This window comes from Pseudomonas sp. 2024-210, assembly GCF_045062345.1.
GTDB lineage: Bacteria > Pseudomonadota > Gammaproteobacteria > Pseudomonadales > Pseudomonadaceae > Aquipseudomonas.
In genome coordinates, this window is record NZ_JBJGEJ010000004.1 from 365,461 (window position 1) to 388,622 (window position 23,162).

The window sequence follows — 23,162 nt, forward strand, 5'->3', positions numbered from 1 at the left end:
ACGGTGAGCAATATAGTGCCCAAAGAAAATTCACAGCGTGCATCGGTTTTACAACATGTCAGTCAGAACGTACGACGTCTGAGATTGGTTGCGCACTTGAGCCAGAGTTCACTGGCCGAGTTGTCGGGCGTCAGCCGTCGCATGTTGGTGGCTATTGAGGCGGGCGAGAAAAATGTCAGCTTGAGTACACTCGATCGTGTAGCCGAAGCGTTGGATGTTGCATTCAGTGACTTGATACAAGCGCCGGGGGCCGCTGATACCAGTCGTATCAATGAAGTGGCCTGGACGGGATCAACTGCGCGAAGCAAAGCCGTGTTATTGGCCAAGGCCGTGGCCAAAAAGGAAGTGGAGTTGTGGGAATGGACGCTGGAGCCGGGGGAAGAGTATCAATCTCAAGCCGATGCGGAAGGCTGGAGCGAGCAGCTATACGTAGTTGAAGGCTGCTTGACCTTGGTCATTGACGATCTGGTACTGAATTTTGGTGCACACGAGTTCTACATGTACCCCAGTAACACGCCTCATGCTTACCGCAACGATGGCGATGTAGTCGTGCGATTTATCCGCAATGTAGTGATATGAGGGCAGGTGGCGGGACATAAGTCCCGCCGAACCAGACTGCTGGGAATTGGCACTCGCAGCTTTTGCAGCTCATCAGGTGAAACTGCGCAAGCAGGGTATGTGCTGACTGGGGAATCAGCCCGAGCACCTATCACCTGGCAGGCTGGAACATGCAATCACTTAACGGATGCTTTTGATGCTGCCTTTGTTGCCAGTCACGGTCACATTCACCTTTTTGAAGATGAAATAGTCTTCAACAGACACGGCATAGCGCGGGGCAACGATCAAATCAGAGCCTGAGCTCTTGACCGCTTTGTACGCAGCTGCGGCTTTCGTAGCCGATATTGGATCTGGCAGACTGAAGGCTGGAGCAGGACCGCCGTAAGTCACACCGTCTGCGAACTCGCTGTCGCCACTGATTTTCAGCACGCCAAACAAAATGTTTGAAGTCGACTGGCCTGTGATTTCCCCGCCTACGTCAATGTTTGCCTTCAGGTCGGCAGTTACAGTACCTGCAATCGGAGCGTTAGGCTGGCTAACGTTGTGGCTCATGCAGCCTGTTGTAGTCAATACCACTACAGCAGCAGCTGCAGACATCCATAATTTGTTCATTGCAAAGCTCCAAAAAAGTGCGTCAGTCCGTTCGTTAACGGCGGCGAGACTTTACGTCAGCACTTAATGGGTGAAAGTCGGCCAAAGTCCAACGAGGTTGTGGGTAAAAGTGACGCGTTAAGTAGGACAGGCAAGCCCACCTTCAAGAAGGTGTGAGCCTGCAAACCCCGGAGTGTTATGACGTGCTACAGCGTGAGGAGTGATGCACTAAAAATTATTAGAATTCAGGGGGTTGCCAGCATCGTTCTTCTCGTACATAATGCGCGCCATCAGCTCGGGGCAACACCCTGAATGACTGAAGATTCATAAGCTTGCGACGATAGAATCGTCCTGGCGAGATTTTATTTTTGATCTAGAGAGTTGAATTTCAAAAATATTTGGCCGAATAGCAAAATGGTTATGCAGCGGATTGCAAATCCGCCCACGCCGGTTCGATTCCGGCTTCGGCCTCCACATTCGAAAGCCCCGTAGATCAAGGTCTACGGGGTTTTTTATTGAGCGTGAAAAAGTGAAGTGTTCCATTACTTTGGGCATGGTGTTCCATAACTATTTCACTTTGTGGGCTTGGCGACGGCTCCGATACGCCGGTAAACCCGTTCCGTAATCCCTTCTTTTGAGTGCCCAAGAAGTGCGCTCGCCTCCGAAATATCTGCAATTTCCGACGCTGCCTTTGGCCTGATGTCTCTAAATTGAAATTGCATGATCCGCTTTGCTTCCTCCTCTGATCCCGATGCTCTTGCCCTGTCAGCGGCAAGCAAGCGAGTGGCGTCCCAGCGGTTGCGCATCATTTGCCAAGACACCCGCACACCGCTTTTACTGAGAATGAAATAAGGCGAGGTGTGAGCAGCATTGCGCTGCATGATTTGGTCAAGCAACAGCCCTAGACTGCTGCGGCCGATACTGGTGTTCAAGTGAATGCGCAGGCGCTTGCCGGTCTTGCCTTGGCGTACCAGCAGAAAATCCCCCACCATATCGTCGCGGCGCATCGCCAAAACATCTGCCGGACGTTGCCCTGTCAGATAGGCCAAGTCCATTGCGTCTTGAACTTCTTGCGGAGCGCAGCCATAAACAGCTCCCCATACGTCGTCATTGGCGTAATAGTCCCTGGGCTTCTCTTTATTCTTGCGAACACCGAGGCACGGGTTCTCCTGTCGAGTTAAACCCCACTCCCGGGCGATGTTGAAAACGTGCGACAGCAAAGCAAGTTCTCTATTTGCTCGAGTCTTGGCAGATCGGGCATCACGGTATTGAGCAACCATTGACGGCGATATTGCATCAATAGGCGCGTCATCAAATACAGCTCTCAGTTGGCGAAGTTCGGCGGCATTGTCTTTTTGAGTCCTTGGCGCCTTCTTTGGAATGATGTCTCTGGCGTATCGATCAAATATCCCCCTCATTACAAGCAGGTCTAAAGGTTTCTCTTTTGACTCCAGCTCGGCCCACTTCATGCGCGCCTGATTAATATCCTTGCCTAGCGGAATGTCATGGCCCGTTGCATCGCGGTAATAGTAAGCCGTCCACACTTTGCCGTTTTTACGCAGGCGCGTGCGTTGGTACATCCTTGGCGGTAGGTGTTGGTTTTCGGTTTTGCGAGGGCGCATTTCAACTTACTCGAGAAAAGTCAGGAGTCCATGTGGGAGTGGGTGGCGGCGGTTGGGTTGCCAGCGTTGGCGAGATTATTCCCAGCTTCATGCGGGCGAACATCCGGCCTACAAGTGGGCGCCCACCGCGACTTTCAATAAAAGTCCAGTTGCGGTCCTTTAACCATTGACGTTGATAGCCTCGGTGTTTGTAGCCGGTAAGATCAGCTAACTCTTCTTCGGAGAGAATTTCAGTTTCCATGCGCATATCTCCATGCTGCCGCTCTTGGCGGCAGTGGGCGGTTTATCTAGGGATGGTTAGTCGCGTGCGTATCAGCTGTTGCGCTCTTTCTGACGCTCTACATCAATCTGCTCATAGAGGGCATCGACCCTTTTGCGTTTCTTGTCGAGAGCCTGGGATCGCTTAATGTGATCTGACATTGCCTTGTCATAGGGTTGTATCAGTTCAAGAAGCCGAAGTTTTTCTGCGGGATCTTTCGTCTCATTGAACCTCGCGGCCAGCTTGTCACGAGCTTTGAAGTCCACCCCATCGAGCGCGCGATTTTCTTTTTGCATTTCCTCAAGCACTTCAGCTGATTGTCTTTGCCAGCGGATGTACAAAACATCGCTTCGTTTGGGGCGGAAGAAGGGCTGGTCCCTGATCCAGGCCACCAAGTCATCCTTTGTCATTTCATCGAGAACATCTTTCTTCGCATGCATGCTCAAAGCTTCTCCCGTGCGCGGCGTTCAATCGCATCGGCCTGGCGCAACTTGCTGCATATCGTATGGTTGCCGTGGGCGCGCGACTTATTGCATTGGTCGCAGACTGTTTGCAGATCCAGCGGCCGCATGGGGCCACCGTTTAAACGGACTGTTCGGCGTAGGGCAGTCATGCTGCAACCGCCTGCCGTTCGATTGCGCGCCATGGATCATTCGCTCGGGCAAGAGCAGCCATCGGCGGCGGGCTTACGCTGTTACCGCACATGTGAACCTGCTGGGTTTTGGTGAATGGCTTGCCGTCGGCGCCGTGGCTGATGATGTAGTTGGCCGGGAAGCCTTGGGCCTTGTACAGCTCGGCCGGTTGCAGCATCCGAAGGCAGATATCGATGATCACATACGGCGTGCCTTTGATTGTCACGGTGACCAGTGCCAGACGGTCACGGGTTGTAATGGTCGGGGCGGGCGCTGCTATGTTGCCTGCATCACTGGTGCCGTAATAGCTGATCAGGAATGCCGCGACACGAAGCGCACCGGCTTCAACCTCTGGTGAGAGTTGCAGCTCAACTAACGAACTCTTGCCTCCACCACCCGCTGTGACGGTCGGTGCTGGGTCTTCCAAACCTTGGCCGACACTTGCCCCGAACTGCCGCTCCATGAATGCGGTCATTAACCCGTGGTGTGTGCCTCCGGCGCTGATGGTATGCAGCGGGTCGTGCAAGTCCCGTGCATCGCAGTTACCACGCAAGTGCACCAGGTTGGCAGTGACCAGTTGCTGCTGGCTGCCGGTATTGGTGACTGTTGTCATCGGGTCTTCGATGTTTTTTGCGGCAGTCGTATTAAAACCGCCGTTCATTTGGGCCATGAATGCAGTGGCAACTGCGTACTTGCCGCCAGACGCCATGATGGTTCCTAACGGCTGGCTAAGGTCGGCGCTGCGCGGAGGGGATCCGGGTTTGTCGCCATTGCCAAGTTGTACAAGTGCCGCAGCGGCGATTGCATGATGATTCTGCGTCATAAGAGTACCGACTGGCTGATCAACTGCTACCGGCTTGCCTGAGTACACCGGGCCGCCTGCACCTACAAGCACTTGGCTGACTATCGAGAAAGCGCCGCCCTTTGGGTAGGAAGTCACGGTACGCAGCGGCTCGTCCGCAGACTGCACGCTTTCCCCGGACCAGTTCGCGATCGGTACGATGAATGGGTTGGCTGCATCAAGGACGAACTTGCGCATGCCTTTGGCCACACGGCGTAGGGTGGCCGGAGCCAGATCCTTTTTACGGCCAAAGATGCTTTTGCTTGGGATCGTCCAGTCAATGCACTCTGCTGCGGTGCGCCACTTCTGCTGACCCTTAGCAGGATTCTTGGAGTGGGTTGGCTCAGGCCACACGATGGGCTGACCATCGCACCGTGCGATCATGAACAGGCGTTCCCGGCTGGTCGGTGCGCCGAAGTCACAAGCCCTAATCACGCGCCATTCGACGGCGTAGCCCAAGCGTTTCAATTCGGAGACAAACACCGCCCACGTCTGACCGCGACGTCTTGAGTCTGGAACCAAGAACTGTTCGCCCACTGGAACAACTTCTCCCGGTTCAGCAATCACACCACCCAGCTTTATGACACGCCCGGTTGACTTGCAGCGCTTGGCTATAAGCGGCCCCCATTGCAGGATCTGTTTCACGTTCTCCAGGCTGATCACCCGGGGCCGCTTTATACCTGCCCACTTCAAGCCGATCCACGATAGGTTCCGAATCTCACGCTTTCGCGGTTGACCACCGGCTGCCTGGCTGTGGTGGGTGCAGTCCGGCGACATATGGAACCAGCCTACGGCCCTGCCACCGCACTCAGTATCAGGATCACCCTCAAACACATCAGTGGTGAAGTGCTTCGCATGTGGGTGGTTGATGGTGTGCATGCTGATCGCGGCAGGGCTGTGGTTTTTTGCGACAGTTACCGCGCGGCCAAGCCCTATTTCCAGCCCTGTGCCGGCGCCTCCGCCGCCGCAAAAGAAGTCCACGACGATCTCATCGTCCTGCTGGTTGAAGCCAAGGCCGTATTGGGTTTTGAAATCGAAGGGGTGTTTCTTCTGGTGTGCGGACATGCGGATACCTCGCCAGTGGCGTGATTCGAAGTTTTGAATGGGTTTCTATTCAACTATTTGTTGAATAATCAATAAGTTACGCGATAGGCGGTTGTTGATTTTTTATCTGGCCAGGGACATTGTCATGACTCAATTCAATGGAGTGAGGTGTGACATGCTTTCAAAGACAGTCAACGGCGTAACGGTGGAAGTGACGAACGAACACAATGGGAGAACCCTTGATCTATGGATCATTGTGACCATCAGAGTTGAAGGCCTTCCCGCTCTAAGGCATCGCGAAGGAAGTTACGCATCAGCCGAGGAGGCGTTTGATGTGGGGTTCCGGGTTGGTAGCGGCGTTCTAAACAACAAATGAGTCTTTGCCAGATGCCGCGCTCCCTATCGGGCGCGGCGCTCTGCAGATGGTCAGGCAATATCCGCAAGAGGCAGCGACACCTGGACTTGATCGACTCCGGTAGGGCGAACGGTGTTGAACCCTGTTTCAACCGCTGCCAGAACATCAACCCAGTGGCTTTCCCGCTGAGTGATGTAGGCCGCTCGATTGGTGCAGCCCTCCGGGTAGGCAATCACCTCAAGCACTGAGAATTCCCAGTTGGTGATTTCTGAGCCGCCCAGTGCCGAGTGGAACTTGCAGCTTGTGGGGTTGCTCAGGTGCTGCCACCAGCGCAGCGTGAAGGGCTGGGTGGTTTGGCCGACGTACACCCGGCCAGAGGACTTTTGTCGCACCTGGTAGATCACGGCGGGTGACCGGCCTTCGTTTACCAGCCTGAACTCCTGCACGTCGCGGAACCGGGCGGCCTGCTTACAGGCCTCTGTGCAGTAGTCGTGACTGGTCGTTTCGGTGTTTGGATCGTTGTACTTGTCGATCAGCTTGAACACCGCGCCGCACTCTTTGCAGGCGGTGTCCTCGAACCGGCGCAGCAGGTATGTATCGTGCTCGTGCAGTTCTTGGATGTGGAGGAGGTAGGCGTGCTGTTCGATATCTTTGCGCAGCACGCGTGACGGGAACTTGCGGCCGTATTCTTCTTCGACCTGAGCCTTGGCTACCTTGCGGTTTTCTGCCTCGACCATTCCGCTGAACACAGGTGGCCACGCCCATTCGGCTTCGCGGTGCGGGCCGGCTGGCCGGAGGCCTTTGATCTGGTAGTAAAACTTCGCCATGGCTTTCTCCATGCATGCGCCGCGCCCGTATCAAGCAGCTGCGCTTTCGTTGGCGTCAGGCGGAAGCACGCTTGAGCTGCTGAGTAAGCTGCGTTGGCAGGCCGCGCAACAACAGGCTGCCTGCCTCTTCGTCATACTCAATCTTCGATCCGAGCATGTGAGCCTCAAAGCTGATCGACAGCCCCTCAGCACGTCCGGTGAATCTCCGGAACTGGTTCAGCGTGCGCTTGTCCGCTGGAATCTCCGGCGACAGGCCGTAGTCCTTATTGCGGATGAAGTCATAGAAGGCTTTCGGGCGGTCTTCGTCGATCAGCTCAGACAGTTCGTCGAGGGTGATCGGTTCGCCGAGCTTGGCCTGGGCCATTGAGTAGCTGACCAAGGCATGGGTCTTCTCGCGGGCCGATTCTTCCGGCACGTCTTCGCTCTCAACAAAATCGCTGAACGCCTTAAGCAGCGTGCGGGTTTCGCCCGGGCCGTCTATGCCTTCTTGGCAGCCGATGAAGTCGCGGAAGTAATCGGTTGCTTTACGGCCTTTGGAGCCCTTGAGATATGAAATGTACTTCCGCGACTGTGGGTTGTTACGCCATTCCGAGAGGTTGATCCGAGTAGCCAAGTGGGTGTTGCCTAAGTCCAGATGCTTGGAAGGTGTGACGCTGAGGTCGGCATTCACCGTCACGCTTTCACTGTGCTGGAGAAGGGCTATGACCAGGTACTCAGTCATGCCTTGTTGGTAATGAGCGAACAGAGCGTGGCCACCAACTGAAAGGTTCGATTCTTCCATCAGCTTGGCCAGGTGTTCGACTGCTGTGCGGCTGAATTCGATGAACTCGCCGCCATCGTTAAAGGTCTTCAGCCAGCCGCTCAACGGGTAGGCGCCGGACTCGGGGTGGAAAAACCCCCAGCCCTTGGCCTGCTTGGCGTTGTACGCCTCGTTGAAGTCGTTAAGCAGGTTTTCAGTGGACTGGGATTCGACCAGTTCTTTGTCACTGGCGTGCAGCACAGCAGGGGAGCCGTCTGGCTTCTTGTCGATCTGGTGAATGATGCTGTGGCGTATGGGCATGGGATTACCTCGGGATGGCGCCGCCCTCCGTGACCGGTGGTGGCATTTTAGTTTCGGTTGGGGTATTACGGATGACCGGCAATTTGGCCGTGCAATCAGAGTGCTGGATATGGATAAGACGGATTTTGAGTTCGATGCGGACCTGTTCCAAAGACAATTAGGAGTAGACAAATTCGCAATACGGAGTGCCACGCAGAGGCTGATTGAACTCACCGAGCATTGGGAGCAACTGGGCCGGGAATATTTGGGTGGAGCAATTAAGATTGTTGCGGCACCACAGGAAAATAGATTTGATGCCGAAGTGCTCGGTAAAAAGTTCACCATCCATTATTCACCACTAGGGCGAGATGAAAGCGGAGTCATTGAAGTTGCACTGGCACTTCAAGACCTGGTCACTGGCGAGCACTTCGAAATAAGCCGGTTTCTTATATCGCAGGCTGGACTTCTGTCGGCTGAGGGAGAATTACTCCTAAATCGCGACGATCAAAACTACGGTTACAAAGCCTTGGTAGCAGTCGTAAGACGCGTGATGTACTCACCCTCGAAAGCTTAATAGTCCGTCTTTTGGGGTGATTGTTTCATCCCCCGGATCTTGCTGAAGCATCAGAAGGCTCTTTCGGTGAAAAGCCAGCGACACGTTTTGGGAAAGCTCGATAACGTGTCGAGGTGGGGCCAACAACGGGGCGGACTTTTGAGGCCCTAATGCATGAAGATGATGAATCATCAGCGTCATTGCCTCGCCCTGTTCCTCGATGCCGTGCCAGGCCATCAAGTCAGCCAGCGCTTGCCGGGTGCCGGCCATGGCATGCATTCGCAACTCTTCCTCGCCGCGAGTCTTTCGCCTCGCCGCAGTCTTTGCCGATCGATCTTTCTGCGCTGCAGCCATTAGACACCTCTTCAATTCCGCTGGCCGGCAGTGCCAGCCATGTTTGACGTTTGCGTTGCTGGATGCGGGCTATGCGTTTCATGCCGCAACCTTTTGCTGGCTCCAGGCGCCGACTGCCTCAAAGATCCTCGCTGCGTGATCTTCTTCGAGCGATATCGTCTCTGGAATAGCGATCCACCCCGAGGCCACCATCTGGTTTTGGTTGGCTGCGTCTCGCAGTTGCTTGTAGCAATGCTCGATTACGTCCTCCAGATGGTCGGAGAGATAGACACCATCAGGCGCCACCTCAATGGATTTGCTGTAGCGTTCACCGCGAGCATCAATACAGAGAGCGCTGAGGTAGATCGTCCAGCGGTGGGCAATGCCGCACACTGCCTGCCCAATCTTCCCGGGTGCGATGCTCTGCAGCGATTTGTAATTGATCATGCCCTGGCGGCCGCTGGGGTCGATGCTCACTACTGCGACGTGGTTGGCGGCCAGCAGTGCTCGGCATGATCGGTCGATCCGGGCCTTGAGGTTATGCGGTTTACGTTTACTCATTATGCGGCCACCTTCACCAGCCTCACGCCGGCCATGCTGAACTCGGCGCCCAGGTCCGTGACAAGGGCGTCGAGATTTTCCCAATCCACTTTCAGCATCGAGATTGGGGCTTGGCCGAAGGCGACAGCCTTGATCAAAGCATCTAAGTCGTAGACGTCAGCCTGCATCGCTACAGTTTGAGTGGTTTGCGTTGCGGTGGGCTTCTGGGCTGCCTGTGATACCAGAGCGGCTCTGGTCGGGGCCGACGTCGCGACAGGTGCAGACTGAACTACAGGTTCGACGACGGCGGCGGCTTTGGCTTCATCCTCGATCCGTTGCAGCTCTTCGTTTCGAATCCTCGTCCGAGTGGCTTCTGCTGTCACTTGTTCGGCTTTCTGATGGTCAGCGATTCGCACCTTTATCAGCGCCACAAGATCGTCGTTGGCCTTCAACACAAGCTGCTGGAGGTCATTGAACAAAAACGTGTGGTCTACGGCGAGTTCGCCATAGCTGGCAAGGTTGGCGCGAATGCTGTCACCGATCTGACTGGCGGCAATCTTGGCCCGTGCCAACTCAGAGTCGGCGGCGTCGCGCAGGCTGCTGATCGATTTCTTACCCTTGATGGCGCCGGCGAAGTCGGCAGGAACGACCGGCATGCGGACCTTTCCGTCCAGCGAGGTGTTGATTTGGTCTATGTGCGCCTGCAACGATTTCGCGGCAATCATGACGATATCTTCGCGGATGCTCACCTTGCGGGCCTTCACCAGCTTGTCGAGCATAAGGCGCTTTGCGCGCGCCTCGGCGCTGATCTCGTCGATGGTTCGGAAAAGGGCGTCGATACTTTCGGTCTGGCTCAGCGCATGTTGTTTGGCCGCGGCCAACCGCTCTTCGACGTCACCGCACCATTTGACGGTCTTCTCGGCGTCGGCAAAGTGCTGATCCGTTTCCAACTCGGTGTTAATCGACGCGAAGACAGCCAGCGAGTGAACCTTGAACTGCTCCAGATTGCTGGCGGTGACCATGCCGGTGACTTCGATGCGTAGCGCTGGAAGGCTATCCGGCTTCTTGCCAACCGTTTCGGGCACGACCTCGGTCGGAGTAAAGTCGAGCAAATCGGCTTGGAACTGCTTCCAGCCGGCAACGAGTGTCGCGGCGCGGCCGGGCACTGGCGTGTATTCCATCGACACGAAGTTGTCTTCTGTGCCGTCGGAGCAAACGAAGATCACTTTCTCGGCACCGCTCACCAACAGCTGCTGCTCGAGCTGCCAGTAATAGTGCGGGTCAAGGTTCCCAGCCAGCACATCGGCGGCGAGCTGTTCGTTCCACATTTTGTGCTCGAACAGCGTTTCGCCGAGCATGGTGCAGCCGTCGAGCGAGGCGAGCAGGTCGCCGTGAGTTCCGACAATGGGGAACAGGTCTTCGCCGATCCGACCTTCCAGAATTGGACGAGCCATCGCTTCAGCTTCGTGGCCTTTGTCGAACAGGTATTTCTGCACCCACCACGACACATCGCGGTCGAGGCCGGTCTTTTTGGCGCTGAGCAGTTCGGTGCGCTTCATCTGCTTCGAAGCACCCATCATGGCCGGCGCCTCGGAGGCGGTGAGGTAGTTGGAGCGGAGCGCATGCCAGGCTTCGGAGCCCTGAGCGACGTTATGGATTTTCATTCTTGCTCTCCTTCAATGGGGGCTAGCGCTTTGATCTTTGCGATCTGTTCTTCGCTCAGTGTGAATTTGCTGCTGACGGTTGCAATCAGGTGGTCAGGTGCTGACCTTCCGGAGTCGACCGCTACGCGCCACTTGGGCAGGTTCTCGGCAAACTTGTCGTCGGGGTAGGGTGGAAGCTCTGCGGTGGCCCGGCCCTTAGGCGGCGAGACATCGCGGATAACCGGGGCGGCTTCTTCGAGTTCGTCCGGGCTGTACACGCCGAGTATCACATCAGGGCAATACAGGCGCGACCAGCGCTTGGTGGCGAGGTAGGCCAGCTGCTGGCGAGGATCATCAGCCCACAGCGTGCTGTTGCGGGTGCGGGCCTGTGCCAGCAGTAACTCAAGAACGCGGGGCTCATCTTCGCCGCGGAAGGTGGCCCAAACTTTGACGCCCAGGCCTTCCTCGTCTTCGAGTTTCCAGCCTGGCTGACGGTATTGTTTGCCTTCGCTATTGGTCTTGATGTCGAACTTGCCGATCACCTTTTCCCAAGTGCCGTACCACTCGTAGTGCAGGCGATCCAGAACCGGTGCGCAGGTGGTGATAACTGCATTCACAAGCTGGGCTTCGTAGCCGAGCACGCCATTCACCAGGTGCGTTTTCTGCGCAACTGCAAAGGGGTTCATTTTCCACTGCATTGATTGCATGACGACCGCCAGGCAATCCGCCGAGTTACCGTTGAAATGCTTCGGTACCGTGGCGCGGCCGGTGGCCATGACGTCGGCAAGGCGCATCATCTTGTCCAAGCTGTCGCCATCGAGCACCAGAGCGCTGGTACTGGTCGCAGCATTAGGGAGAATGTGCAAGGTTTGTTCGTGCGCCACCGGCGCCACGCTTTGTGCGGACATGACAGTTCCTTGCCGCGCACTGGCGCAGCTTTCGAAAGATTTGTGCTATTGAGGGATTGGCGCCGAGAGGGCGCCGAACAACATGAGTGCGGTGCAGGTACCGAGTGCGAAGAAAGAGCTGCGCCAGAATACGAAGCGTCTGGCGCGTTGTCGGACTGTCATGCTGCATCTGCCTTACGCTGTTCCGCTAGGTCAGCGGCGCGATCAGAGTCCAGCTCTTCTGCGCGAGCCCGACCATACTCATTTGCGTGAGGTCGGATCAGCGTTTCAGCGACGTCGTGCAATGCAGTTGGATGGTTCCCTTTAGGCTGTCCAAGCGCTGCAATGGCGAGGTCATAAATTAGGCTGCGCGCTCGACGGCCATCGGCGATGACTTCGCAGATCATTCGCTCAATCGGATACTCACGGTTGTCGGTCAGCAGCGGAGCGATGTGTTCCTGCGCGCCAAGGTGTTCGGCCAGCGCTTCCCACAACGACTGCGGAGTGACCAGGGCAACTGATTTGCGATGCGCTCGGGGCGCCGTGACATTGTCGCCGCAGATCAGCGAATTGATTGCATCGTGGAGCCAATCCGGCCCTTCTGGCGTATCGAGAAAATCAGTCATGATTCGCTTCCTTCCAGGCGTCGAGCAAGTGCGCAGGCTTCGTTATGGTGGCGGCGAAATCCCATGACCTTACCCGTACGGCTGTCCACCACATGGAAGAAGTCGCGTCCCGCCGGCTTCACTGTCATCCGGTAGGGGACCACCGGCGCCGGCCGCCCAATCAGCCTGAAGAAATCGTTAGTGGCGATGCGGGATCGCTGATGCAAGCCGTCGACAATGTCGCGGCGCGATTGAATACTTTGATGCATGGTCGCCTCCAGAGTGGCGGTATGAATTCAACAAATTTCGGATGCACCCATCTGTTCCGCTGGTTGCCATTAGGCGCGGAAGTGAATGCATGCGAGTGATTTCGGGGGTAGGGCGGAAGGAATATTTCGCTAAGGTGCCAACGGCTGGCTATCAAGCCAGTCCGTCAGCGAAATGAAGCTTTACTCAACGATGCAGATCCAGCGGTGATTTTGTCGATACGGGGCGCGGGTGAAATGGACATCTGAAACCAGTTGTAGGCCATGCTTTTGTAACTCTTCGGTCAGTTGTACGAGTGTCTCTGCTTGGATAGTCATTGCTGTTACCTCGTCAGATTTACTGCGTTCATAATTCTTGACTGAGCTAGCCGCTTACTAATTCAAATTTTCTTCAACCTTGATTGATGAATGGTCGCATCGGAGCGTGATCTGCCTAAACTTACTCCGGCATGCCGGTTGTCCGGGGAACCTTCCGGCCTGCGTTTCAGATCGATGCGACCTCCCGTGAGGGATCGGGCAGTTAGCGACAGGCTGTCGTTGGCGCTGGTTTTTTGTTGCTACTTAGGCCGCGCTTTCAGTCTCGCGCTCCGTCTGAATCCGCTTCCAAATCTCTTCCCGATGCACCGCAACATCTTCCGGCGCGACGATTCCGATCTTCACTTGCTGACCGCTAACGCTCAGCACCTGGATGCTGATGTCGTCGTTGATGCGGATGGTTTCGCCTACGCGGCGGGTGAGTATCAACATGGTCCTTCTCCTTGTTGGTGGTTTTCCCAATGCACCCGGTTGCCCAGGTGCAGCAGTGAAAAATTCCATCCCATTACCGCCGGATTGAGCGGAGCGCACTGCTTGCCGGGTCATTCATACGGTTAAGGCATTTCGCCTTCGATCAGCCGTACAGGGTGTTCCTGTCGTGGGCGGGCTATCTGACCCGTCTAATCGCCGGTCGCCGGTAGAGGCAATGCGGTCTATTGGTATTACGTTTCTTGCGCAGGCTGTTAAAGAGCGGGTCGCTGCGGTGTGCTGCTGCGATGGAAGAAACAATACCGCCGGTATTGCATGCCGGTCAATACCTCCGGTCATATATTTTTGAGCGGGCGTAAAAAAGCCCGCACTGAGCGGGCTGCAATTTGAATTGTCTGTTTTGGGCTAAATCAGCCTTTGTATGAGAGCTCGCCAAAAAAGGAGTGGTTCACTCTGATCAGTTTTAGCACCTCAACGGCTTCATTTTTTTTCTCGTAGGGGCCGATAACCACTACTGCACCATCAGGGTTTTCGCAGGGCAGGCCTTCGTCGCTGACGATTTTCTGTGTTGCATCGAATTCCATACCTGGCCGGCAAGGTATGCGGACTGTCCAGCCTGTAGCAGGAATTGAGCGCGTAGCCTGCTCGATATCTGCGCCACAATGCCTGCACTTGATGGCTGCATTCTTGATGGTTTCGGCGCACAGAGGGCAGGGTCGGGTGTCCGTCTGAGCCGGTATTGAAGCGGGCGAGACCGATACCTTGCCGCCAAAAATCACCATCATGATGCCCGCCAAGGCAATCATTCCGCCCACAATCGTATGTACCTGGCGATCAGCCATAAGCCCGAGGTTATTGACTCTGCCCATACCAGTGGAAACGGATACATCCATGTTCAGCGCGAATATCATCCAGCAGAAACCCGCTATCAGAATGAAAATCCCGAAGCCTTTCATTGTGCCGCTCCTTAAAGTGATGCCGAACTCTACCATTCGTGGCGCACAGCCACCATTGAGTGGGGGGGGGCGGAGGATGCTTATTTGGGTCAAGAACTGCTAGACAGTCAAAAGCCCGCCGAGGCGGGCTCTGATCAGGATCTTATAATCGTTTGAGCTTAATGCTTTACGACGTCACGCTGACGGTGCGATTGCGTTGCCAGCGTTGCATCAACCAGTAAACTCCGCCAGCAATGAGGAAATTGAACCAGCCCCACATCACGCAAGCGGCTGCAGTACTGAGAAAGAATACGGAGAAGTAGCGGACAACGATCTTTACCCAAGTCTCACAGTTCGCGGCTGATCGCCATATCCCTACGAATGTGACAAAGGCGTAGAGACCTACCGGAACGGCTACGCCGCGAATGGCTGCCAAAGTCCAGCCAGCGCCACTGCTTTGGTCCCCGCTCAACACATACGACACGTAGGAACCGGCGATACCGAGCACAATAATTCCGCCAATCGCGCCAAACCCCCAAAATGCTTGGCTTACTGTGTATCTACCAGCGAATAAATTTGTTTTTAACAATTTATGGCCAAACAGGCCGACCAAAATGGCCAGAACGATTCCCATCTACTGCTCCCCGAGATTACGGCTAAGTGCCACTATATGTGTCGGACAGACCATTTGAATCTTTAATGAGTGCGCAGAAAATTATGTACTCGCGCACTAAGTCCGATGGATTCAGCAGGGTAGAGCTGTGCTTGTGAGCTGAGGTGTCTCCGCACAAGAGGCGCGAAACGCTGTCGAGGTTGAGGGCAGAAACATGAAACTGGCGGGCTGGGCATCTGTCGCATAGAAAAGGCCCGTCTGCGCAACAGGCGGGCTAACACCGAGAGGTTGGACCCTCTACTTGGTGTTTGGATTCTAGGCGGGGCGTGGAGGATTGCAAGGGAGATACAAGAAGCCCGGCGATGGGCCGGGCTCATATGTTCGAGTTGTTTCTGTATAAGTATTACCTACGCTGCTGCAAGAGTCTTTTTTAGAGAGGCTTTCATAGTCACCATTTCTTCACCTAGCTCTTCGAGTTTCGCCTGACCTAATAGCTTTTTGGCTTTGGGAAACATGTCTGTTTCCTCCTCTTCGATGTGATGCTCAAGCAGTTCCTTTACCACCTTTACTCGTCCTGCAAATTCAGGTGATGTTGGATCGGTCTCTTTAAGGTCGGGAAGCACAAGTGAATCGACTGTCCGGTGCTCCTCTTTTGCCTCGTAATACATCTCCGCTTCGTCTTTACCGCCGGCTGCTTTAAAAGCTGGATAAAGGATTTCTTCCTCAAGTTGAGTATGAATAGTAATTTCCATCTCAAGTTTTTTTAGAAGATCGGAGCGTGTCTTGACTGCGCGATCAGTTGATTCGCTCAACTGGGTCAGTATGGCTTTAACTTTCTCATGGTCGGCTTTCAAAAGATCAATGGCGTTCATTTGCTGCCTCACTATCACGGATGTTTTTCGCCAATCTCTGTCGGCGAGGTCTGCGTAGGTCTCGCATTAACTGTGCCATTGTTGAGGGAGTACTAAATTCTTATAAATCAGAGCGTTAGGTGTAATAGTGGCTATTGGCACTCATGCAGACTGCACGGCGTCGGCATTTGTATGATGCAATAAGCCATGCTCATTGTTTCGGTACCTAGGATCGAATGAGTTACCGTGGATAGAGCTGGCACAGGTAACGAAGCGAACTACAACTAGACTGCCGACCACAACAATTGTTTCTTTGACGCATCCATGAACTGCTGAGTGCAGTGATATGGCATTTGGAAAGCAGGTGTTGCTTGATGGGAAAATAAAAACCTTTAAAGGAATCTTATCTATGCAAAATGTCTTGGCCAATATTCGTTTTTTGAGACGCTCAAGCTACCTAGTCAGCCTCCCGCGCGCATAATTCCTCCCGGCTTCACCTCATCCGCATACCCCGCCAGCCGATCCCCCCCAGCCTGAAACACGGCGCACATCTTCAGCTTTGCGGCGGATCACTTCAGGTCTGAGGCGATACCCCGCAGGTCGCGCTTGAGTTCTTGATTGGGCTTGGTGAGGGGCATGGAGCCTCCTACAAGTCTCCGCCACGCCAGATGACTCGGCCGAGGATGCGATGCTCATTAAACTCGCTTCGAGAAATAACGCGATCTGGGTATTCGCCGCATTCATTGTTGTCGCTGCGGAGAATCCAGTCGCCGATTGGCGTCTGTATTAGGCGCTTCACAATCGCGCCTTTTTCCGCACCAACCAGAACATAAATTTGTTTGTTGGTAGGCTCGACTTTCGACCTATCAATCAGCATCACATCACGATCGCTAATGGTGGGCCACATGCTTTCGCCTTCGGCGTAGATGACCATTAGGTTTTGTGGGTTTGCCCCTTTCGCTCTCAACCAGTCACGCTTGAAGGCAAGAGTGGTGCGAATCTCAACGTGCGGGTTTTCACTCCCCAGACCAGCGGCTGCGCTTGCATCGTACTGAGGGATGAAGGCGTATTTATCCTCTACGGCCTCGACATCATCACCAGCAGGGAAGGGGGTGTTGGCGGGAGCAGTTAGTGCTGAATCTTTGTGCGGGAATGAGCCCTGAGAAGGCGTCAAGGACGAACTCAACTTTTCAAGCTGCTCAGCCAAAACAGGGCTGAAGTCGGCCACTGGAACCTCAAGCATGCGAGCAAATACTGCTGCAGCTCGCAGGCTCAAGGCTGTCCGCCGGTTCATGAAATGACTCACTGCACCCTGCGTCACTCCGTCGCCTAGCTCGGCCGCAATCTTTTCTTGGGTGAGTTTTAGCTGCCCGCGTTTTTTCTGAAAAATTGCTTTCAGGCGGTCACTGTCTTCCAGCTGCCAATCGGCAAGAGGGAGTCTTCGAGAGTCTTTAGTCATTAGTGAATCTTATTACCTGCGGTATTCAACCAGCCAATATCGGCGGTATTGACTGTAAACAATACCGGAGGTCATACTGATGGCTAGTAATTACGTTGAGGGCGTCGTCATGCGTCGTATCCCGCTTTCTGATTTCGCTAAAGAGCACGGCCATACCAAGGCTGCGCAGATGCTTGTCTGCACCCAGGGTGCTCTGAGCAAAGCTATCCGAGTCGGTCGCGATGTAGTCGTGACCTGTAACGAAGACGGGAGTCTTTCGGCGCTGGAGCAGCGTCCGTTTCCGTCCCAAAAAACCGCCGCTTAAAGCAACTCCTACAGCTGCGCTGCGGAACAAATTTTCGCCGACTCCTTGGCAGGGCGCCACGGAAACAGAATTGAGGTTTTACGAATGGAAGATTTTCTGCGGGCCTGCCAGGGCGCTGTTCTGGATAACGAGGCGAAGACGCTGGCGGCAAAGATGGGTGTTGCGCATGTGAGCCTACTTCAGCGTGCCAACCCGGATAACGATGCCCATCACCTAACGATTGAGCATCTGTACGGGATCTTGCTGCACACAGGCGACATGCGTCCGCTGATAGCTCTGTCCCATGAGTTTGGTTTTGATTTGATCGCGAAGAACGCTCCAAAACCTCAAGAACTCACCAAATCAATGATTGGCGTCGGCAAAGAGTTTGCCGACCTGACCATCGCTGTGCACGAAGCCCTGCAAGACGGTCGGGTGTGCCAATTCGACAAATCCACCATTCGCCGCGAAATCAGCCACATCCGAGAAAGCCTGGATGTGATGGATGAGTCAGTGAAGGTCGCCTGAATTTCAGACACAAAAAAGCCGGGATTACGGCCCGGCTCATTGCTAAATCTGCGAGTTAATAATGAATCCACAATCGAATCTCGTCAATACCCCTTCACGTGTCGCGACACGTTTTGTCGAAACTGAAAACGTGTCGCGCACCGTGACCATGAGCAGCTCGGAGATTGCCGAGTTGACAGGAAAGCTTCACAAGAACGTTATCCGTGACATTCGCGAGATGCTCGCCGAGCTGCAAAAAGATGGCTCAGATCTGATCCATGTCCGAGAGACAAAGGACGGGCGCGGGTACACGACGCTTTTCGAGCTGGATAAAGAACTGACAGAAACGCTCCTGACCGGTTACAGCATCCCGCTTCGCCACAAAGTGATCCGTCGACTCAACGAGCTGCAGTCGAAGCTCGAAGGCCCGCGGGTGATTGCGACCCTTCCTGACTTTTCCAACCCCGCAGCTGCGGCTCGCGCCTGGGCAGAACAGTTTGAGCTTCAGCAACAAGCCAGCCAGGCCCTGATTGAGGCCGCCCCAAAAATTCAGTTTGTAGACCGCTATGTCGACTCGACCGGCCTTAAAGGTTTTCGCCAAACCGCCAAACTGCTCAAGGCCAACGAATCCCGCTTTCGTGAATTTCTGCTCGACAAAAAAATCATGTACCGCATGGGTGGTGAGTGGCAGGCCTATCAGCCTCATATCGACGCAGAGCGCTTTGAAGTCAAAGCCGGCACCAGTGACAGCGGTCATGCCTACAACCAGTCCAAATTCACCCCCAAGGGCGTCAACTGGGTGGCTGGGTTGTGGGCGCAATACAACCTTGAGGGGGAGCTGTAATGCATTACTTCAAACGCAATATCGGCGACTACCACAAGAAGGCTGGCCGTCTCTCTATGGTGGAGCACGGTGCGTACACGCTTCTGCTTGATGCGTGCTATGACCGGGAACGCTTCCCTACTATGGAGGAGGCTATTGACTGGTGTTGGGCCAGGTCACCAGAAGAAATTTCAGCTGTAACCTTCGTGCTGAGTAAGTTCTTTGAGCTGGTTGGCGGTCGCTACGTTCAAGCTCGAATTCAAGATGAGGTCAATGCTTATCACGCAATGGCCTTGAAAAATAGAGAGATTGCCGAGAAGCGAGAGGCGGATAAACGCACGAAGCGTGCAGGCGATAGCACGAAGCGTGCACCAGTCGTGAACGAATCACCACCTAACCAAGAACCACTAACCACTAACCAAGGACCAAAAGATCAACACCACTCTCTCAACGCGGGCGAAGAAATTCCGCAGATTGAGTTTGAGCCAGAGCCTGCTCCGGAACCTGTCAACCCAAAGGCCCCGGTTGAAATGACCCTGGACTGGACGCCTGACACCAATCTCCTGAAGACCTACTGCGTGCATTTCGGTGTATCCACTGACCTATTCACTCGAGAGGCTGTTGCCCCGTTCACGGCTCACCACGAAACGGCTGGAACCCTGAACACTCAATCCAAATGGGTATCCCTGCTGGTGAAGTGGGTCAAGGACGACAAGAACCGCGCCAGTAACGTCCGCCAGTTCGTGAAGCGTGAAACCCCGTCCCGCCACACCGGCTTTGCCGAGCGCGACTACACCGCCGACCTGATTCAACGAGAGGATGGCACCTATGCGCTCTGAAAAAATCGTTCAAATCACAGATGCCGTTACGAGCACCAACGTTCGCGTCCAACCAGCAGACTGCGAGAAGCACGGGCCTTTCGAGCAAAAGGTAACTGTGATCCTGAGTCGTGAGCTGAAGGGTGGTTGCCCTGAGTGCATGCGAGCCGCTGCCGCTGAGCGTGAAGCGAGCGCTCAAGCCGCTGCCGCGCACGAACTGCGCCTGTCCTTGACCCGCAAGCTTGGGGATGCACTGATTCCGAAGCGCTTCCAAGGCAGTAACTTGGAAAATTACGTGGTCGAGCATGGCGAACAACGTCACGCCTTGAAATTTTGCCGTCACTACGTCGCCGAATTTGACCGGATGTACGAGTCCGGGCGCTGCATGGTGCTGATTGGCAAGCCAGGTACTGGCAAAACCCATCTGGGCGCAGCAATCGCAAACGAGCTGTTGCACAAAACCTCCCGCACAGCCGTGTACCGCACCGTCGGTGCAGTTCTGCAGGCTATCAAGGCGACATTCGACCGCAAAAGCGAGCGAAGTGAATCAGACATCCTGTCCAGCCTGGTCAACCCCGATCTTCTGGTTCTGGATGAAATCGGCGTTAGCAAAGAGCAGCCGAGCGACTTCGAGCTAACCACCCTGTTCGCAATCATCAACGGACGTTACGAGCAGCAGCGCCCAACAGTGGTGATTACCAACCTTTCCGCTGGGCAGTTGCCGGGCGCTATGGGTGAGCGCTGCGTGGATCGTTTGCGCGAGGGTGGCCTGATCGTTGTTCCGTTCAACTGGGAATCACACCGCGGCAAGGAGATTTTTTAATGGCTGATGACGTTGATTTTGCAGAAGCGCGTATCGAGAAAGAGCTGGCATCAGCCCTTGCTGCTCGCGTGATTTACAGTGGCGAAAGCGCCCATGAATGCGAGTGCGGCGAAGAAATTTCCGAAGGTCGTCGCCTGGCAGTTCCGGGTGTTCGGGACTGCATTACCTGCGCCGAGCGGGCTGCGCTGAAACTGCGAGGTGTTCGTCGTGGCTGAGCATTCCGAGTTGAAGAGGCTGACTGAGTCGCTGAATCGCGCTATCGAGCAGGCCGAACACAAGCCGGGGCAATGGGCTGAGACAGCTCAAAGCATGGGTGGCATCTGCTGTGCTGGCGAGCCGTTTCAAATTGGTAAAACTTGGGCCAAGGAAGAGCCGTGGGCTCACTTCAGCTTCAAGCGCGATTCATGGCTGGCAGTAGCTGTCGTCAATGCGTTGCCACAGCTAATGGCCCTGATCGCTGAGAACGAAGCACTAAAGGGGCCGCATGACTGGCTGGCGGAAGACTTGATCAAGGAGCTCGTCGACAACGCCCAGTCCTTTCAAGACAACTTGGATCATGGTGAGAGCGATCCGTTTGCCATCGTTCTGCTCGCGGCTGCATCACGTATCCGCCGACAGGAAGTGAGCATAGACAGGTACCGCGCCGAGAACGCTGGGCTCAAGACTGGCTTCGAGGCCTACGAGCTGGTTAATACGGAGTTGAAGGCTGAGGTTGAGAAGCTGCGCGATGATCTTGAACAGAAAGAGTACGACGCCAACGCTTGGCGAAATGGCGAAGAGTCGGTTTGGATCGAGGTCTTTAACAGCGATGGCGATGATCCGTTCATTAGCGCTATCAGCGGCCAGATCACCGTCGAACAGTTGGTCTTGATTCAGGCCGAGATCCTTGAGTATCGGGAGGACTATTTCGAGAAGGGATCAGGCCTTTACATTTTCAGGTGTGACCACTGTCAGGCGCATTACGACAACGTAGGCATGACGGAGCCAGCGCACTGGGAGACTAACTTGGAGTCATACAGTCCTTTCCCGTGGGAAGAAGAGAGCGCCGCCATGGACAAGGGAGAGCAGCCATGACTGACCTCATGCTCCGCAACGAATCTGACCGAACTCGCGCTATTGGATACCTGCATGGTCTTGACCTGGCCAAGCCCAAGAAATTGGCGATCGTCGATCAAGACCGCAATGGAGAGCAGAACAAAGTGCTCCACAAGCTGCTGACTCAGGTTGCCGCCCAAGTGGAATGGCACGGGCAAAAGCTCTCTGTCGTCGTCTGGAAGCGTTTGTGTACCGCCGCATGGCTTAGGGAGGACGGACACTCTCCAATGCTGGTACCGGCGCTGGACGGCCACGGTATCGACATGATTTTCGAGCATACGTCAAAGCTGAGCGTTAAGCAGTGCGCAAGCCTGATCACTTGGGTGGAAGCGTTTGGCTCGCAAAATGGTGTCAAGTGGTCTGCCCAGGATGTGTGGGGAGGGCGGTACTGATGCTCGCGATCAAGCAACGCAAGTTGAAGAAGTGCCGGGTCGCTGAATGCGGGGCCTCATTCGTCCCTGCGCGCCTTGGCCAAGCAGTGTGCAGTCCGGCCTGCGCGATTCTTGATGCTCCAAAGAATCTGGACCGGGCCGTCAAGTCGCTGGCCCAGGTTGGGCGCAGGGAGATCAAGGTCCGCAAGGAACAGTTGAAGAGCAGGGCGGATCACTTGCGGGAGGCTCAGGCCGCGGTGAACGAGTTCATCCGGCTGCGTGACGCACACCTGCCGTGCATCAGTTGCGACTCGACGCCGAGCGACAACGACCTCATGACGGGTAGTCGATGGGACGCCGGGCATTACCGATCTGTGGGCGCCTGCCCTGAACTGCGTTTTGAGCTGCTGAACATCCACCGGCAGTGCGTGAGGTGCAATCGCAACCTGTCAGGTAACGCCGTTGAGTACCGCATCCGCTTGGTGCTTCGCATCGGCGCCGAAAAGGTGGATTGGCTGGAAGGGCCTCATCCGGCCCGCAAGTACACCGTAGACGAGATAAAGGTCATCAAGGCCGACTACCGCGCAAAGAGCAGAGAACTGAAGAGGGCAGCAGCATGAGAATTGACTCGGCACGTCAGGCTTGGCATGACTGCAATTACAACCCGGCCCCGGGCCAGACCTCCGATGCAGCTGAGTTAGGTGTGGTAGTGCAGGGCACTCAACGCGGGCCTACAGCTAATCACGCAGTGCACGGGGCTTTGGCCGGGCAGATCCAGTCAGCAATTGCTCGCCTGCACTTCCAGCTCCGCGCATTCGGCAATGCCATGTATGCCGCCGAGCCATGCGCCGATGACGTGGAGGATGCAGAGCAAGCCGTGTTCAACCTGGCGTGCTCGCGCGTGGAGCGAATGACGACTAGTAAGCGGGAGCGTGCTGAGTATGTGGCCAAGGGGGTGTTCCGCCGATATCGGTATATGCATCAGGGTGGGCAATCGGCGAATCCTGATCCGATGCGCAAGCCTGAAGTATTTCGGGCGTGGCTTAAGGCTGAGTACGATATTGGACTGATCTCGGATCGCTGGGGGCGAGATTGGGAGCCTTTTGTGCAGTTGTGCTTCGATGCTTGCTATGACATTGATGCTAAAGCCTTGTGCCCAATTGGCGGGGTTATTTACCAGATGAAAGAGGCCGCTTGACTTCCCGCCCGGCTGACGGCATCATTTCGCCATAGTTAGTATTTTGC

General features: G+C 55.1%; 31 protein-coding genes and 1 tRNA gene. 13 read left to right on the forward strand and 19 right to left on the reverse strand.

The features are described 5' to 3' along the window. The first annotated feature begins 15 nt into the window (after window positions 1–15). The gene (locus ACI7MX_RS08575) at window positions 16–579 is read left to right on the forward strand and encodes a helix-turn-helix domain-containing protein (protein WP_405590342.1); all 564 of its coding nucleotides are present in this window, start codon (window positions 16–18) and stop codon (window positions 577–579) included. Window positions 580–738: 159 nt separating this feature from the next. Here the strand turns inward: ACI7MX_RS08575 and ACI7MX_RS08580 are convergent, their stop codons facing one another. After that, window positions 739–1,170 (reverse strand): hypothetical protein, encoded by a 432-nt coding sequence (locus ACI7MX_RS08580; protein ID WP_314486546.1) that lies wholly within the window; start codon window positions 1,168–1,170, stop codon window positions 739–741. A 379-nt stretch (window positions 1,171–1,549) separates the two neighbouring features. On the opposite strand from ACI7MX_RS08580, the gene ACI7MX_RS08585 reads away from it, so the two are divergent. After that, window positions 1,550–1,623 (forward strand) — tRNA-Cys (locus ACI7MX_RS08585). A gap of 98 nt (window positions 1,624–1,721) precedes the next feature. On the opposite strand, the gene ACI7MX_RS08590 is transcribed toward ACI7MX_RS08585, so the two are convergent. The 6 genes from ACI7MX_RS08590 to yejK all read right to left on the reverse strand — a co-directional run bounded on the left by ACI7MX_RS08590 (window position 1,722) and on the right by yejK (window position 7,789). Then, complete coding sequence (locus ACI7MX_RS08590; protein WP_405590339.1) at window positions 1,722–2,771, reverse strand: tyrosine-type recombinase/integrase; 1,050 nt, start codon at window positions 2,769–2,771, stop codon at window positions 1,722–1,724. A 1-nt stretch (window position 2,772) separates the two neighbouring features. After that, window positions 2,773–3,012, reverse strand: a complete 240-nt coding sequence (locus ACI7MX_RS08595) for a DUF4224 domain-containing protein (RefSeq protein ID WP_405590336.1) — start codon at window positions 3,010–3,012, stop codon at window positions 2,773–2,775. 71 nt (window positions 3,013–3,083) lie between these two features. Further along, window positions 3,084–3,470 carry a hypothetical protein gene (locus ACI7MX_RS08600; protein WP_405590333.1) on the reverse strand — a complete coding sequence of 129 codons (387 nt, stop codon included), beginning with the start codon at window positions 3,468–3,470 and terminating at the stop codon, window positions 3,084–3,086. A 169-nt stretch (window positions 3,471–3,639) separates the two neighbouring features. Further along, a complete protein-coding gene (locus tag ACI7MX_RS08605) occupies window positions 3,640–5,568 on the reverse strand; it encodes a DNA cytosine methyltransferase (RefSeq protein WP_405590330.1) in 1,929 nt (642 codons plus the stop codon). A gap of 405 nt (window positions 5,569–5,973) precedes the next feature. Continuing rightward, window positions 5,974–6,729 carry a GIY-YIG nuclease family protein gene (locus tag ACI7MX_RS08610; protein ID WP_405590327.1) on the reverse strand — a complete coding sequence of 252 codons (756 nt, stop codon included), beginning with the start codon at window positions 6,727–6,729 and terminating at the stop codon, window positions 5,974–5,976. A gap of 55 nt (window positions 6,730–6,784) precedes the next feature. Beyond that, window positions 6,785–7,789 (reverse strand): nucleoid-associated protein YejK, encoded by a 1,005-nt coding sequence (gene yejK / locus ACI7MX_RS08615; RefSeq protein WP_405590324.1) that lies wholly within the window; start codon window positions 7,787–7,789, stop codon window positions 6,785–6,787. On the opposite strand from yejK, the gene ACI7MX_RS08620 reads away from it, so the two are divergent. After that, entirely contained in the window at window positions 7,767–8,342 is a 576-nt protein-coding gene (locus ACI7MX_RS08620) for a hypothetical protein (RefSeq protein WP_405590321.1), read from the forward strand. The genes yejK and ACI7MX_RS08620 overlap by 23 nt on opposite strands. Here ACI7MX_RS08620 and ACI7MX_RS08625 read toward each other — a convergent pair. The 12 genes from ACI7MX_RS08625 to ACI7MX_RS08680 form a co-directional block, all read right to left on the reverse strand. After that, window positions 8,325–8,675 carry a hypothetical protein gene (locus ACI7MX_RS08625; RefSeq protein ID WP_405590318.1) on the reverse strand — a complete coding sequence of 117 codons (351 nt, stop codon included), beginning with the start codon at window positions 8,673–8,675 and terminating at the stop codon, window positions 8,325–8,327. The two genes, ACI7MX_RS08620 and ACI7MX_RS08625, sit on opposite strands and share 18 nt — an antisense overlap. A 78-nt stretch (window positions 8,676–8,753) precedes the next feature. After that, on the reverse strand, window positions 8,754–9,215 hold the full coding sequence (locus ACI7MX_RS08630; RefSeq protein WP_405590316.1) for a hypothetical protein: 462 nt from the start codon (window positions 9,213–9,215) through the stop codon (window positions 8,754–8,756). Then, the gene (locus ACI7MX_RS08635) at window positions 9,215–10,858 is read right to left on the reverse strand and encodes a YqaJ viral recombinase family protein (protein ID WP_146386584.1); all 1,644 of its coding nucleotides are present in this window, start codon (window positions 10,856–10,858) and stop codon (window positions 9,215–9,217) included. The genes ACI7MX_RS08630 and ACI7MX_RS08635 overlap by 1 nt, the downstream gene beginning before the upstream one ends. Then, complete coding sequence (locus ACI7MX_RS08640) at window positions 10,855–11,745, reverse strand: RecT family recombinase (protein WP_146386586.1); 891 nt, start codon at window positions 11,743–11,745, stop codon at window positions 10,855–10,857. Before ACI7MX_RS08640 ends, ACI7MX_RS08635 begins: the two co-directional genes overlap by 4 nt. Before the next feature lie 158 nt (window positions 11,746–11,903). Further along, window positions 11,904–12,350, reverse strand: coding sequence for a hypothetical protein (locus ACI7MX_RS08645; RefSeq protein WP_146386588.1), 447 nt, complete (start codon window positions 12,348–12,350; stop codon window positions 11,904–11,906). Further along, the gene (locus ACI7MX_RS08650) at window positions 12,347–12,598 is read right to left on the reverse strand and encodes a hypothetical protein (protein ID WP_146386591.1); all 252 of its coding nucleotides are present in this window, start codon (window positions 12,596–12,598) and stop codon (window positions 12,347–12,349) included. The genes ACI7MX_RS08645 and ACI7MX_RS08650 overlap by 4 nt, the downstream gene beginning before the upstream one ends. A gap of 180 nt (window positions 12,599–12,778) precedes the next feature. Then, a complete protein-coding gene (locus ACI7MX_RS08655) occupies window positions 12,779–12,913 on the reverse strand; it encodes a hypothetical protein (protein WP_280116032.1) in 135 nt (44 codons plus the stop codon). A gap of 243 nt (window positions 12,914–13,156) precedes the next feature. Beyond that, a complete protein-coding gene (gene csrA, locus ACI7MX_RS08660) occupies window positions 13,157–13,342 on the reverse strand; it encodes a carbon storage regulator CsrA (RefSeq protein WP_146386593.1) in 186 nt (61 codons plus the stop codon). A 407-nt stretch (window positions 13,343–13,749) separates the two neighbouring features. Further along, window positions 13,750–14,295 carry a hypothetical protein gene (locus ACI7MX_RS08665; RefSeq protein WP_146386594.1) on the reverse strand — a complete coding sequence of 182 codons (546 nt, stop codon included), beginning with the start codon at window positions 14,293–14,295 and terminating at the stop codon, window positions 13,750–13,752. Window positions 14,296–14,461: 166 nt separating this feature from the next. Further along, window positions 14,462–14,908: a hypothetical protein gene (locus ACI7MX_RS08670; protein ID WP_146386596.1), complete on the reverse strand. Its 447-nt coding sequence runs from the start codon at window positions 14,906–14,908 to the stop codon at window positions 14,462–14,464. A gap of 386 nt (window positions 14,909–15,294) precedes the next feature. Then, window positions 15,295–15,759: a hemerythrin domain-containing protein gene (locus tag ACI7MX_RS08675; RefSeq protein ID WP_146386598.1), complete on the reverse strand. Its 465-nt coding sequence runs from the start codon at window positions 15,757–15,759 to the stop codon at window positions 15,295–15,297. A 625-nt stretch (window positions 15,760–16,384) separates the two neighbouring features. Next, window positions 16,385–17,197, reverse strand: coding sequence for a S24 family peptidase (locus tag ACI7MX_RS08680; RefSeq protein ID WP_146386600.1), 813 nt, complete (start codon window positions 17,195–17,197; stop codon window positions 16,385–16,387). A gap of 79 nt (window positions 17,198–17,276) precedes the next feature. Between ACI7MX_RS08680 and ACI7MX_RS08685 the strand changes: the two genes are divergently transcribed. The 10 genes from ACI7MX_RS08685 to ACI7MX_RS08730 all read left to right on the forward strand — a co-directional run bounded on the left by ACI7MX_RS08685 (window position 17,277) and on the right by ACI7MX_RS08730 (window position 23,115). Beyond that, on the forward strand, window positions 17,277–17,501 hold the full coding sequence (locus ACI7MX_RS08685; RefSeq protein ID WP_405590306.1) for a Cro/CI family transcriptional regulator: 225 nt from the start codon (window positions 17,277–17,279) through the stop codon (window positions 17,499–17,501). A gap of 84 nt (window positions 17,502–17,585) precedes the next feature. Next, window positions 17,586–18,008, forward strand: a complete 423-nt coding sequence (locus ACI7MX_RS08690) for a phage regulatory CII family protein (RefSeq protein ID WP_146386601.1) — start codon at window positions 17,586–17,588, stop codon at window positions 18,006–18,008. A 61-nt stretch (window positions 18,009–18,069) separates the two neighbouring features. Continuing rightward, window positions 18,070–18,831, forward strand: coding sequence for a phage antirepressor KilAC domain-containing protein (locus tag ACI7MX_RS08695; RefSeq protein WP_146386603.1), 762 nt, complete (start codon window positions 18,070–18,072; stop codon window positions 18,829–18,831). Beyond that, window positions 18,831–19,649 (forward strand): YdaU family protein, encoded by an 819-nt coding sequence (locus tag ACI7MX_RS08700; RefSeq protein WP_146386605.1) that lies wholly within the window; start codon window positions 18,831–18,833, stop codon window positions 19,647–19,649. The genes ACI7MX_RS08695 and ACI7MX_RS08700 overlap by 1 nt, the downstream gene beginning before the upstream one ends. Further along, complete coding sequence (locus ACI7MX_RS08705; RefSeq protein ID WP_146386607.1) at window positions 19,639–20,451, forward strand: ATP-binding protein; 813 nt, start codon at window positions 19,639–19,641, stop codon at window positions 20,449–20,451. Before ACI7MX_RS08700 ends, ACI7MX_RS08705 begins: the two co-directional genes overlap by 11 nt. Further along, window positions 20,451–20,666, forward strand: coding sequence for a TraR/DksA C4-type zinc finger protein (locus ACI7MX_RS08710; protein ID WP_146386609.1), 216 nt, complete (start codon window positions 20,451–20,453; stop codon window positions 20,664–20,666). Before ACI7MX_RS08705 ends, ACI7MX_RS08710 begins: the two co-directional genes overlap by 1 nt. After that, window positions 20,659–21,525, forward strand: coding sequence for a hypothetical protein (locus tag ACI7MX_RS08715; protein ID WP_146386611.1), 867 nt, complete (start codon window positions 20,659–20,661; stop codon window positions 21,523–21,525). Before ACI7MX_RS08710 ends, ACI7MX_RS08715 begins: the two co-directional genes overlap by 8 nt. After that, window positions 21,522–21,938, forward strand: a complete 417-nt coding sequence (locus ACI7MX_RS08720; RefSeq protein WP_146386613.1) for a recombination protein NinB — start codon at window positions 21,522–21,524, stop codon at window positions 21,936–21,938. The genes ACI7MX_RS08715 and ACI7MX_RS08720 overlap by 4 nt, the downstream gene beginning before the upstream one ends. Next, the gene (locus tag ACI7MX_RS08725) at window positions 21,938–22,537 is read left to right on the forward strand and encodes a recombination protein NinG (protein WP_146386615.1); all 600 of its coding nucleotides are present in this window, start codon (window positions 21,938–21,940) and stop codon (window positions 22,535–22,537) included. The genes ACI7MX_RS08720 and ACI7MX_RS08725 overlap by 1 nt, the downstream gene beginning before the upstream one ends. Further along, complete coding sequence (locus tag ACI7MX_RS08730; RefSeq protein ID WP_146386617.1) at window positions 22,534–23,115, forward strand: hypothetical protein; 582 nt, start codon at window positions 22,534–22,536, stop codon at window positions 23,113–23,115. Before ACI7MX_RS08725 ends, ACI7MX_RS08730 begins: the two co-directional genes overlap by 4 nt. Window positions 23,116–23,162 lie beyond the last annotated feature (47 nt).